Consider the following 13,146-nt stretch of genomic DNA (forward strand, 5'->3'; position numbering starts at 1 on the left):
TCACGAAGAAGGAGGTGCAATCAACATGTATCAACAACATTCGCAATCGAACGAGAATGCAACGCAAGTTCATTTGCAAGATTTGGACTATGCGAACTTCGTCTTATCCGAATTGAAACGCAGTGCGCGTGAATACACGACAGCCGCCTTGGAGGCAGCGAATCCAGGCATTCGGCAGACGTTTGAAACGCTGCTGCAGCATACCTTAGATGATCAGATGCTGATTTTCCAAGAAATTCAAAAGCTAGGCGGATATGCGACCCAGCCAGCCCAGCCGATGATGATTCAGCAAGAGCTGCAGAAGATGAGCCAAACCTCGCTGCAGGTGCAATCTCTTGTGCAAGAGCATGAAGGAAGTACAGCCACAGCAAGTTATGTTCAACAGGAGAGGGGGATCCAAGGATCCGCCCAGCAGAACATGCAGCAGCAACCTCCATCCTATCCGACATACACCCAACCGATGAATCAACAGTCTCATTCGCAAACGGAGCAGAATGAAGTGGCGGCTATCCACCAAGCGCCTACAGCTTTCCAACCTGTGAATTATGCGAATCAATTCCCTAATGCCGTGTACAACAGCAATCAGCGGAGTCAAGGCATCGGGGTGAATGCGATTCAGCATGCCTCACAGCCTGTTTCGTATAGCACACCGCCAACGCAAGGTAGGGGCTATCAGGATCAAAGTCATGCACCATCCAACTTTGGGCAAGCCTCACAAGAGCGTGGCTATGCGGCTTCCTCTCCACAGCAGGGTGCGAGCATGGGCGGTCCAGGCCCAGGATTAGGATCAGGCAGACCGCAGGCGCGCATTATTTCTCGCAATCAGCCAGGTCAGCCTTACACCACAGATGAAGGTTCATCGAGGCATCGGCCGCAGCATGGCGGTAAATATAGCTTTTAAGAACTACCCATCAACAGAAGAAGTCAAAACCGAGGCACCCGCATGACGATGGGGTGTCTTTTTCGCGCACGCAATCATGTCCCGCTATTTTTATAATTGTGGAATGTAAACGGCTTGGCACACATATATAAGAATCATAGGATGTCCAAACTTAGGGAAAAGGGAGTATCGCTCATGAAAAAAACATGGATGTATGGAGTGGCGACTTTAGTAGTATTAGGAACTCTAACAACAGCGTGCAGTTCCAAAGATGAGGTCATCCCCTCTGGCGTGACGGGAGCGAAGGATGCGGGAATCGCGACCGTAGCTCAAAGCAAATCAGACACAAGCTCGAAGACTGTTGCGACAGCAGCGAAGCCTGCCATTGACGCCAATTATAAGGTGGATGGGAAGAACGTGACGATTACGTACCAAACAGCCAATTTCAAATTATCCGAAGTTGACATGAACAAAGCGAATGTACAGGGAGAGGGGCATCTCCACCTGTATGTGGATGGCAAAATGAAAACGATGACTGGTAAGACAGGACCTTTAGTCCTGCAAAATTTAACTCCAGGCACACATGAAGTGAAGCTTGAACTTCAGCAAAATGATCATAAAGAGCTCAATGTCGAGAAAATTTTGAACATCACAGTAAAATAGTGAACATTTGTTCGTATACAGCCAAAATGAATCGCCTCCATAAGTGAGGTAATCCTTGGTACATATTTCTTCGAAAGACGGGCTAATAGCCCGTCTTTTGTCATTTGACAGCTATGTACACGTAGCATAGACTGTTCATAGTATGGCACAACTGCCGCTTAATCGGAGGGAAACCATTGATCGTCGATATACGCAAGTGGAAGCATGTTTTTAAACTGGACCCAGATAGGGATATCTCGGATGAGGCCCTGGATCGCCTGTGTTTATCAGGCACGGATGCCATTCTCGTTGGAGGCTCTTCAGGCGTCACCTTTGATAATACGGTAGATCTCTTAGCGAGAATTCGCCAATATGAGGTGCCTGTTGTCTTGGAAATTTCCAATCAGGAAGCAATTGTACCTGGATTCGATCTCTTCTTGATCCCGGTCGTACTGAACGCCGACGATCCTAAGTGGATCGTAGGGCAGCACCATGAAGCGCTCAAGGAATATGGCGCCTTATTGAATTGGGATGAAATCGTAGCGGAAGGCTACATTATTTTGAATAAAGAGGCGACAGCCGCTCAGCTGACGTCGGCTCGAACGGACTTGGATGCCAAAGACGTTGCTGCCTATGCCCGTATGGCGGACAAGCTTTTTCACATGCCTATTGTGTATGTGGAATACAGCGGTGCCTTCGGGGATATGGAGCTCGTCCGTCGGACGCGTCAAGTGCTGGAGCATGCCCGTTTATTCTACGGTGGAGGCATTGACTCCATAGAGAAGGCTGCTCAAGCGGCAGAAGCCGCGGACACCATCGTTGTCGGCAATATCATCTATAGCGACTTGGAGCAGGCGCTTCAGACCGTTAACGTGAACGCGAATTTTGATAGAAATGGAAGGTAATCCTAACGTGAATGAAACTGTCAATATTTTAGAAGCGATCAAAAAGTTGAACCCCCAGCAGCGCAAAGCCGTCGAAGCCGTCGATGGACCTCTCTTGATTATGGCTGGAGCGGGAAGCGGTAAGACGCGCGTGCTCACGCATCGCATTGCGTACCTGATCGGAACGCGCAAGGCGGCGCCGTGGAACATTTTGGCCCTCACCTTTACGAACAAAGCGGCGCGCGAGATGCAGGATCGGGTAGGCAAGCTCGTAGGCGGAAGCGGCAGTGACATTTGGGTGTCTACCTTCCACTCCATGTGCGTTCGCATGTTGCGCAAGGACATCACACGGATTGGTTTTACCTCCAATTTCACTATTCTGGACTCAGGCGACCAGCTTTCTGTCATTAAGGCCTGCTGCAAGGAATTAAACATTGATACGAAAAAATATGAACCGAAGACGTTCCAAGCGGCGATATCCACTGCCAAGAACGAACTTGTGACGCCGAAACAATTTGAAGATAAAATCGGGGACTACTTCGACGGGCTGACTTCGAAAATTTATACCCTTTATCAGAAGAAGCTCAGAAGCAACAACTCCTTGGATTTCGATGATTTGATTATGGCGACAATCCAGTTGTTCAAAGAAGTGCCGGAAGTGCTGGAATTTTACCAAAATAAATTTCAATACATTCATGTCGATGAGTATCAAGATACGAACAGAGCACAGTATATGTTGTGTCAGATGATTGCCGCGAAACATAAGCGCATTTGCGTGGTAGGGGACAGTGATCAGTCTATTTATCGCTGGCGTGGCGCGGATATTAGCAACATCCTTAACTTTGAGCAGGATTATCCCAATGCGACAGCGATTCTGTTAGAGCAGAATTACCGTTCGACCTCGAACATTTTGCAGGCAGCGAACAAGGTCATTGCGAATAACACAGGCCGTAAGCCGAAGAATCTATGGACGGACAAAGAAGGCGGCGTCGGGATTAAGCTGTTTCAAGCGGATTCCGAGTATGAAGAAGGCTACTTCGTTACGAACGAGATTAATAAGAATAAGTCGAATGGCAAACGATTCGGCGATCACGCCATCCTGTACCGTACGAATGCACAATCACGGGTGATCGAGGAAATTCTGATTAAATCGGATATTGCCTACACGATCGTCGGCGGGGTCAAGTTCTATGATCGCAAAGAGATTAAAGATATTTTGGCGTACTTGCGTCTCATCTCCAACCCGAATGATGATATCTCCTTGAATCGGATTGTCAATGTGCCGAAGCGGGGGATCGGGGACACCACGATGGACAAAGTAGCGGATATGGCCGCACGCAGAGGGCTTTCGCTGTTCGCGATGTTGGAAGAAGTGGATTCGCTCGAAATCAACACGAAGGCTAAGCATGCGCTTGCTGATTTCCGTGAAATGGTTGATAACCTCAACCGCATGGTGGACTACCTGTCTGTAACGGAGCTAACGGAGAAAATTCTTGAAATGTCGCAGTATCGCCTCGAAATGCAGCGCGAGAACACAATTGAGTCGAAGGCTCGTCTTGAAAATATTGAAGAGTTCCTGTCCGTGACCATGGACTTTGAGAAACGCAATGAGGACAAGTCCCTCATTTCCTTCTTAACCGACCTGGCCTTGATCGCAGATATCGATACCTTGGACAAGGACAAGCCTGAAGAAGAGCAGGATGCCGTTGTCCTCATGACGATGCACAGTGCCAAAGGGCTCGAATTCCCTGTCGTGTTCATCATCGGGATGGAAGAAGGCGTCTTCCCGCACAGCCGTGCTTTCGCCGATAACGAAGAGCTTGAAGAGGAGCGCCGTTTGGCCTATGTCGGCATCACGCGCGCCGAGCAAGAGCTGTTCCTCACGTGCGCCCGCATGCGCACGCTCTTCGGCCGCTCTGCCGCTAATGCGCCGTCGAGGTTCCTTCAGGAGATTCCGACGGAACTCCTGGAAACCGTCTCCGCTGGCGGCTCCAGCGGCGGCTTCTCCCGAGGGGGCCGTTCCGGCGGCTCCTCGTCCTGGAGCAGCGGCAGCGCCGCTGCATCGAGCCGTGGCACATCCACCGGCTCATCAACTTGGGGCACGCCGTCCTCCTTCGGGGGACGGCCTAGCGCTAGTGCAGGCGCTGGGGCCGCTGCGCCAAGCCCTGCGGCCGCGCCGAGACCGGCTGCGTTCCGGGCTCCGCAGCCTGCCGCAGGCGGCGCGGTGTCGGACTACAAAGCTGGCGACCGCGTTTCGCATGGCAAGTGGGGCGTCGGCACCGTCGTGTCCGTGAAAGGCTCGGGCGATGACACCGAGCTGCAAATTGCTTTCCCTGCGCCGAATGGCTTGAAGCGCCTGCTTGCGAAGTTCGCTCCGATCACGAAGGTGTAGGAGCAGTTCCTTTAAGTCTTTACGCTTGTACACCCGTCCAAATTCCCATTGAGAGAGGAAGAGCCCGTCATGTCCGATAAACTCGCGGCAATGAAAACCCTCATCCAAGAAATCAATACACATAATCACAATTACTATACGCTGGATCAACCTACGATCTCTGACGCCGAGTGGGATGCGCTGTACGATAAATTAACGAAGCTGGAGCAGGAGACAGGCGTCATTCTGCCAGCTTCACCTACACAGCGAGTAGGCGGCGAATTGCTTAAGGGTTTTGAACCGCACCGCCATTTAGCTCGCCTTTGGAGCTTGGACAAGGCGCAGAACGCCGAAGACTTACAAGCTTGGCATACGCGTGTCCTGAAGCTGATTGCCGATTACAATAGCAAAAACTCAGAAACACCGCTGCCCGACCCTTCCTACGTGGTTGAATTGAAGTTTGATGGTCTGACCTTGAACCTTACTTATGAGGGCGGTCAACTCGTTCAAGCATCTACACGTGGAAACGGGACAGTTGGCGAGGGCATTTTGGCGCAAGTCAAGACGATAAAGTCGATCCCGCTAGAGATCCCTTATGATCAAGGGACGATCGAGGTTCAGGGCGAGGGTATCATGTTCCTCTCTGTCCTTGAGAAGTACAACGAGACCGCCACAGATCAGCTCAAAAACGCTCGAAATGCAGCAGCAGGCGCCCTGCGTAATCAGAATCCTAAAATAACCGCAGAACGCAAGCTAAACGCTTTCTTCTATAACATCGGTTACTCCGATAACATTCAGTTTGAAAATCATGCCGATATGGTGCAGTTTCTGCGCGATAACCTGTTCAAAGTGAGCAACCGCACACGTTATTTTGCTACGATTGAAGAAGTGAGTACGGAGTTAGAGAAGCTTGCTGAGGAACGCTCCAGCCTCGATTTCCTCATTGACGGAAGCGTCGTGAAGCTGACGGATATGCGAACCCGTGAGGTGCTTGGCTATACGGAGAAATTCCCGCGCTGGGCGATTGCTTACAAGTTTGAAGCGGAGGAAGCGACGACGACGCTCCAAAGCGTATCTTGGGAAGTGGGCCGCACAGGCAAAATCACACCATTAGCACGCGTCGAAGCGGTTGATCTGGCTGGCGTTACTGTACAGAACTGTACGCTTAACAACATTGGCGACATTGAGCGCAAAAACCTCAAACACGCCCTTGGCTCTCTCGTCTACATCCGCCGCTCCAACGACGTCATTCCTGAAATTCTCGGCAAGGTGACCGAGGAGAATGACGGCGAAGAAATCGTGGCCCCGACGCATTGCCCGTCCTGTGGCAGCGAGCTGGAAATGCGCGGCGCGCATCTCTTCTGCCCGAACCGACTCGGCTGCTCGCCGCAGCTCGTGGGCCGGATGGCGCATTTTGCTTCGCGCGATGCGATGGACATTGAATTTTTCAGCGAGATGACCGCTTCTCAATTGCATCAAGAGCTGGGTGTCCGCGATCCTGCGGATCTGTACACCTTGCAGTTCGACGATCTCGTCAAGCTCGATCGCTTTGGCGAGAAGAAGGCGCGCAACCTGCTTGGCGCCCTCGATAAGAGCAAAAACCGCGATCTTGCGTCCTTCCTGTATGCCCTTGGCATACCGAACTCAGGCAAGACCACAACCAAAGTGCTCGCCGACCACTACCGCAGTCTCACTCGCATTATGGAAGCAACGACCGAAGAGCTTATCACGCTTCCCGATGTGGGCGGCATTGTCGCCGAAAGCATTCATTCCTTCTTCCGCGACCCTGTCATGGTGTCGAGCATCGAGCGGATGCTTGCCGCTGGCGTCAACCCCGTGGCAGAGGAAGCGCCAGTTATCGTGGCCAGCGAGGATAATCCTTTCTTCGGCAAAACGATCGTGCTCACTGGCACGCTTTCCACCATGGGGCGCGACGAGTGCGCGAAGAAGCTGGAAGCGCGCGGCGCGAAGATTACAGGCAGCGTCTCTAAGAAGACCGACATCGTAATCGCTGGCGAAAGCGCAGGCAGCAAGCTGACCAAAGCGCAGGAGCTGGGCATTCGTATCATTGACGATGAGCAAGAGTTGCTTCAACTGCTAGGCAAAGTCTAATTTAGAAATGAGGGAACGTGCCATGCCTGCCTTACATATCGTGAACGGAGACAGTTTTGGAAATAAACTGCGCGCATCGGGCATTGATGGTGAGATACTGGTGTGGCGGGAGTCGCTTTATGAGGGACCTATCGGGATGCACATGTCAGATAGCGTCCTTTTGTCTTTGCGGGCTTCCTATATGAATCACTGTTATGGCATACCTGAGAACTTGTTTACAAGCGGCACACTTCATCAAGAAGCCTTACTGAACAAGGCATCTAGCAGCGCCGACGAGCTTGTCCTGTGGTTTGAGCATGATTTATATGACCAATTGATGCTCTGTTATCTGCTCTCGAGACTTATGGACCGGCCATACCAGACATCATTAGTTAGCATGGATCATTTCCCAGGCGTGTGGCCTTTTTATGGCCTCGGCCAGTTAACTATCGATCAAATTCGTACGTTACACGGCACATGGATACCCATTCTTGAGGACCAGCTGCATCTCGCTCGAAAAGTATGGTCAGCCTACTCGGCTCCTGAGCCTTTGCCTATGGCTTCTATATTAGAAGAAGACTTATCTGTCCTGCCCTATCTCAAAAAGGCCTTAACGGCCCACACAGCACGCTATCCTTCTGTTCAAAATGGCTTGTCCGCCATCCAAGAGCTGATTCTCTCGCTGCTTAGGGACGGAGAGCTGTCGCTGCTCTCCTTATTCTCTCAAGTGAGTGCTGAAGCCAGTGGCTATGGCTTAGGTGATTTGCAGTTCTGGCACATCTTAGATCAGATGTGGCATTGCGATTATCCGCTGCTTCGAATAGCGGGGGCAACGGAGCTGCCGAAGTATGGCGAGGCATTGCCGCCGCAGTTTGATCAAGTTTGTGCAGGATTGACGGAAGTGGGCCGACTTGCCGCCACAGGAAAAGCTGACCATATCTCTCTGAACGGAATCGATGATTGGATTGGCGGCGTTCGCATGCTAGGTAAAAAGGATATCTGGCGCCGAATATCAGGTTCAATAGGCTTTTCTAAGTTGTAAGATAATGGCATTGAAAAGATGCTTGCATTTCGTTTTGAAACCTGATAATATATGTTCTTGTCACCGCAAGAAGCGATGCATTAACGCTTTAAACGGTAACGCACTAAAGCTCCTTGAAAACTGAACAAATGAATGATGTATATCAGCAAATTCAGTCACGCAAGTGACTACAATTGAGATTGCAAATCTCGCTAGCAAGTAATGAGCAAGTCATCTTTCTTTTATGGAGAGTTTGATCCTGGCTCAGGACGAACGCTGGCGGCGTGCCTAATACATGCAAGTCGAGCGGATCACACCTTCGGGTGTGGTTAGCGGCGGACGGGTGAGTAACACGTAGGCAACCTGCCTTCAAGATCGGGATAACTATCGGAAACGATAGCTAAGACCGGATAGCTGGTTCTCTCGCATGAGAGAATCATGAAACACGGAGCAATCTGTGGCTTGAAGATGGGCCTGCGGCGCATTAGCTAGTTGGTGAGGTAACGGCTCACCAAGGCGACGATGCGTAGCCGACCTGAGAGGGTGAACGGCCACACTGGGACTGAGACACGGCCCAGACTCCTACGGGAGGCAGCAGTAGGGAATCTTCCGCAATGGACGCAAGTCTGACGGAGCAACGCCGCGTGAGTGATGAAGGTTTTCGGATCGTAAAGCTCTGTTGCCCTAGACGAACAGCAGGGAGAGTAACTGCTCTCTGTGTGACGGTATAGGAGAAGAAAGCCCCGGCTAACTACGTGCCAGCAGCCGCGGTAATACGTAGGGGGCAAGCGTTGTCCGGAATTATTGGGCGTAAAGCGCGCGCAGGCGGTCATTTAAGTCTGGTGTTTAATCCCGGGGCTCAACCCCGGTTCGCATTGGAAACTGGATGACTTGAGTGTAGGAGAGGAAAGTGGAATTCCACGTGTAGCGGTGAAATGCGTAGAGATGTGGAGGAACACCAGTGGCGAAGGCGACTTTCTGGCCTATAACTGACGCTGAGGCGCGAAAGCGTGGGGAGCAAACAGGATTAGATACCCTGGTAGTCCACGCCGTAAACGATGCATACTAGGTGTCGGGGATTCGATTTCTCGGTGCCGAAGTTAACACAGTAAGTATGCCGCCTGGGGAGTACGCTCGCAAGAGTGAAACTCAAAGGAATTGACGGGGACCCGCACAAGCAGTGGAGTATGTGGTTTAATTCGAAGCAACGCGAAGAACCTTACCAGGTCTTGACATCCCTCTGACCGTCCTAGAGATAGGGCTTCCCTTCGGGGCAGAGGAGACAGGTGGTGCATGGTTGTCGTCAGCTCGTGTCGTGAGATGTTGGGTTAAGTCCCGCAACGAGCGCAACCCTTGATCTTAGTTGCCAGCACTTTGGGTGGGCACTCTAGGATGACTGCCGGTGACAAACCGGAGGAAGGTGGGGATGACGTCAAATCATCATGCCCCTTATGACCTGGGCTACACACGTACTACAATGGTCGGTACAACGGGAAGCGAAGCCGCGAGGTGGAGCCAATCCTTATAAGCCGATCTCAGTTCGGATTGCAGGCTGCAACTCGCCTGCATGAAGTCGGAATTGCTAGTAATCGCGGATCAGCATGCCGCGGTGAATACGTTCCCGGGTCTTGTACACACCGCCCGTCACACCACGAGAGTTTACAACACCCGAAGTCGGTGGGGTAACCCGCAAGGGAGCCAGCCGCCGAAGGTGGGGTAGATGATTGGGGTGAAGTCGTAACAAGGTAGCCGTATCGGAAGGTGCGGCTGGATCACCTCCTTTCTATGGAGACTCGGTCTTGATAAGACCAGTCAAGTGATATATAGGGATCTTTAATAATAGATTAAAGTCTCTCATTATTCACACAAATCGCTGATAACTCATTCTATTTGTTCAGTTTTGATGGAGTTTGCACACTTCTTTATTGAAGTGGTTCATCAATATGGGGCCATAGCTCAGCTGGGAGAGCGCCTGCCTTGCAAGCAGGAGGTCAGCGGTTCGATCCCGCTTGGCTCCACCATTAACTTATTGCTTACTTCCGCCGCCGATAAGGCGGTGTTGTTCACACTAAGGGCAATGGACGCAAAGTTTGTTCCTTGAAAACTAGATAACGAAACGAAATGTAAAGTAAGAACTTAGGTAGTAAGATCTTCGGATCTTGCACAATCTTTAAATGTTTTTTTCTAGGTTAAGCTAGAAAGAGCACACGGAGGATGCCTAGGCACTAGGAGCCGAAGAAGGACGTGGCGAACGACGAAATGCCTCGGGGAGCCGTAAGCAGGCTTTGATCCGGGGATGTCCGAATGGGGGAACCCAGCTGTGGTAATGCGCAGTTACCATGTAGTGAATACATAGCTACATTGGAGGCAGACCCAGGGAACTGAAACATCTAAGTACCTGGAGGAAAAGAAAACAAAAGTGATTCCGTCAGTAGCGGCGAGCGAAAGCGGAATAGCCCAAACCAAGGAGCTTGCTCCTTGGGGTTGTAGGACCTCATTGTGGCAAAAGTTCGGTAGGCGAAGTGATCTGGAAAGGTCCGGCATAGAAGGTAAAAGCCCTGTAGCCAAAATCGAATGTATGCCTAGAGGTATCCTGAGTACGGCGGGTCACGTGAAACCCCGTCGGAATCCGGCAGGACCATCTGCCAAGGCTAAATACTCCCTAGTGACCGATAGTGAAGCAGTACCGTGAGGGAAAGGTGAAAAGCACCGCGGAAGCGGAGTGAAAAAGAACCTGAAACCGTGTGCTTACAAGAAGTCAGAGCCTTCTATATGGGTGATGGCGTGCCTTTTGTAGAATGAACCGGCGAGTTACGTTCCCGTGCGAGGTTAAGTTGAAAAGACGGAGCCGCAGCGAAAGCGAGTCTGAATAGGGCGCCCCAGTACGTGGACGTAGACCCGAAACCGTGTGATCTACCCCTGTCCAGGGTGAAGGTGAGGTAACACTCACTGGAGGCCCGAACCCACGAATGTTGAAAAATTCGGGGATGAGGTGGGGGTAGCGGAGAAATTCCAATCGAACTCGGAGATAGCTGGTTCTCCCCGAAATAGCTTTAGGGCTAGCCTCGGATGTTGTGAGTTGTGGAGGTAAAGCACTGATTGGGTGCGGGGCCCGCCAAGGGTTACCAAGTCCAGTCAAACTCTGAATGCCACAAACTTAAGTCCGGGAGTCAGACAGTGAGTGCTAAGATCCATTGTCAAAAGGGAAACAGCCCAGACCATCAGCTAAGGTCCCCAAGTGTGTGTTAAGTGGGAAAGGATGTGGAGTTGCACAGACAACCAGGATGTTGGCTTAGAAGCAGCCACCATTGAAAGAGTGCGTAATAGCTCACTGGTCGAGTGACTCTGCGCCGAAAATGTAACGGGGCTAAACACGCCACCGAAGCTATGGCTTGCACGTATGTGCATGGGTAGGGGAGCGTTGTGTATACATTGAATTCTGACCGTAAGGACAGGTGGAGCGTACACAAGTGAGAATGCCGGTATAAGTAACGAAAAGATCAGTGAGAATCTGATCCGCCGAAAACCTAAGGGTTCCTGAGGAAGGCTCGTCCGCTCAGGGTAAGTCGGGACCTAAGGCGAGGCCGAAAGGCGTAGTCGATGGACAACAGGTGGAAATTCCTGTACCACCGTAGCCGTTATGAGCAATGGAGTGACGCAGAAGGATAGTGACGCGAGCTGATGGATGCTCGTCCAAGCAGTGAGGCTGGTTAGTAGGCAAATCCGCTAACCGTAAGGCTGGGCTGTGATGGGGAGGGAAACTTAAGTACCGAAGGTCATGATTTCACACTGCCAAGAAAAGCTTCTAGCCAGGCGAAGGTGCCCGTACCGCAAACCGACACAGGTGGGTGAGAAGAGAATTCTAAGGCGCGCGGAAGAACTCTCGTTAAGGAACTCGGCAAAATGACCCCGTAACTTCGGGAGAAGGGGTGCCTCGGTAGGGTGAATAGCCCGAGGGGGCCGCAGTGAAAAGGCCCAAGCGACTGTTTAGCAAAAACACAGGTCTGTGCGAAGCCGCAAGGCGAAGTATACGGGCTGACGCCTGCCCGGTGCTGGAAGGTTAAGAGGAGTGGTTAGGGGCAACCCGAAGCTATGAATTGAAGCCCCAGTAAACGGCGGCCGTAACTATAACGGTCCTAAGGTAGCGAAATTCCTTGTCAGGTAAATTCTGACCCGCACGAATGGCGTAACGACTTGGGCGCTGTCTCAACGAGAGATCCGGTGAAATTTTAATACCTGTGAAGATGCAGGTTACCCGCGACAAGACGGAAAGACCCCATGGAGCTTTACTGCAGCTTGATATTGGACTTTGGTACGATCTGTACAGGATAGGTGGGAGCCTTTGAAGCCTGAGCGCCAGCTTGGGTGGAGGCGCCGTTGGGATACCACCCTGATCGTATCGGAGTTCTAACCTGGTACCGTAATCCGGTATGGGGACAGTGTCAGGTGGGCAGTTTGACTGGGGCGGTCGCCTCCTAAAATGTAACGGAGGCGTTTAAAGGTTCCCTCAGAATGGTTGGAAATCATTCGCAGAGTGCAAAGGCATAAGGGAGCTTGACTGCGAGACCTACAAGTCGAGCAGGGACGAAAGTCGGACTTAGTGATCCGGTGGTACCGAATGGAAGGGCCATCGCTCAACGGATAAAAGCTACCCTGGGGATAACAGGCTTATCTCCCCCAAGAGTCCACATCGACGGGGAGGTTTGGCACCTCGATGTCGGCTCATCGCATCCTGGGGCTGAAGTAGGTCCCAAGGGTTGGGCTGTTCGCCCATTAAAGCGGTACGCGAGCTGGGTTCAGAACGTCGTGAGACAGTTCGGTCCCTATCTGTCGCGGGCGTAGGAAATTTGAGAGGAGCTGTCCTTAGTACGAGAGGACCGGGATGGACGTACCGCTGGTGTACCAGTTGTCTCGCCAGAGGCATCGCTGGGTAGCTATGTACGGAGGGGATAAGCGCTGAAAGCATCTAAGCGCGAAGCCCCCCTCAAGATGAGATTTCCCAGTATGTAAGACCCCTTGTAGACGACGAGGTTGATAGGTTCGAGGTGGAAGTGCGGTAACGTATGCAGCTGACGAATACTAATCGGTCGAGGGCTTAACCAAAATGAGAGACTTTAATCTACGATTAAAGATCCCTATATGAGTCCAAGAAAGTGAAGATAAGCTTTGTAGCTGATTCCGACTGCTTTCTCGGGGCCCAGAAAACCTAAGAACATCTTACCTTTTACGCAAGTTTCGTATCTAGTTTTCAGGGCGC

Annotated in this window: 6 protein-coding genes, 1 tRNA gene and 2 rRNA genes; all 9 read left to right on the forward strand. The window is 51.5% G+C overall.

The features are described from left to right. Window positions 1-25: 25 nt before the first annotated feature. The 9 genes from MJB10_RS00805 to MJB10_RS00845 all read left to right on the forward strand — a co-directional run bounded on the left by MJB10_RS00805 (window position 26) and on the right by MJB10_RS00845 (window position 12,992). Window positions 26-901, forward strand: coding sequence for a spore coat protein (locus MJB10_RS00805; protein WP_314800589.1), 876 nt, complete (start codon window positions 26-28; stop codon window positions 899-901). 174 nt (window positions 902-1,075) lie between these two features. After that, window positions 1,076-1,543: a DUF6130 family protein gene (locus MJB10_RS00810; RefSeq protein WP_314800592.1), complete on the forward strand. Its 468-nt coding sequence runs from the start codon at window positions 1,076-1,078 to the stop codon at window positions 1,541-1,543. Window positions 1,544-1,719: 176 nt separating this feature from the next. Further along, a complete protein-coding gene (locus MJB10_RS00815; RefSeq protein ID WP_314800595.1) occupies window positions 1,720-2,427 on the forward strand; it encodes a heptaprenylglyceryl phosphate synthase in 708 nt (235 codons plus the stop codon). Next, window positions 2,417-4,798 carry a DNA helicase PcrA gene (gene pcrA / locus MJB10_RS00820; RefSeq protein WP_314805435.1) on the forward strand — a complete coding sequence of 794 codons (2,382 nt, stop codon included), beginning with the start codon at window positions 2,417-2,419 and terminating at the stop codon, window positions 4,796-4,798. The genes MJB10_RS00815 and pcrA overlap by 11 nt, the downstream gene beginning before the upstream one ends. Window positions 4,799-4,867: 69 nt before the next feature. Beyond that, window positions 4,868-6,889 carry an NAD-dependent DNA ligase LigA gene (ligA, locus tag MJB10_RS00825; RefSeq protein WP_314800598.1) on the forward strand — a complete coding sequence of 674 codons (2,022 nt, stop codon included), beginning with the start codon at window positions 4,868-4,870 and terminating at the stop codon, window positions 6,887-6,889. 22 nt (window positions 6,890-6,911) lie between these two features. After that, window positions 6,912-7,910, forward strand: a complete 999-nt coding sequence (locus tag MJB10_RS00830; RefSeq protein WP_314800601.1) for a DUF1835 domain-containing protein — start codon at window positions 6,912-6,914, stop codon at window positions 7,908-7,910. 220 nt (window positions 7,911-8,130) lie between these two features. Further along, a 16S ribosomal RNA gene (locus tag MJB10_RS00835) occupies window positions 8,131-9,672 on the forward strand. A 162-nt stretch (window positions 9,673-9,834) separates the two neighbouring features. Then, window positions 9,835-9,910, forward strand: a tRNA-Ala gene (locus tag MJB10_RS00840). Window positions 9,911-10,076: 166 nt separating this feature from the next. Then, window positions 10,077-12,992: ribosomal RNA gene (locus tag MJB10_RS00845) — 23S ribosomal RNA — on the forward strand. The 16S and 23S rRNA genes sit together here with 1 tRNA gene alongside, the layout of an rRNA operon. Window positions 12,993-13,146: the final 154 nt, after the last annotated feature.

This window comes from Paenibacillus sp. MBLB1832 (assembly GCF_032271945.1).
GTDB classification, from domain to species: Bacteria; Bacillota; Bacilli; order Paenibacillales; family NBRC-103111; genus Paenibacillus_E; species Paenibacillus_E roseopurpureus.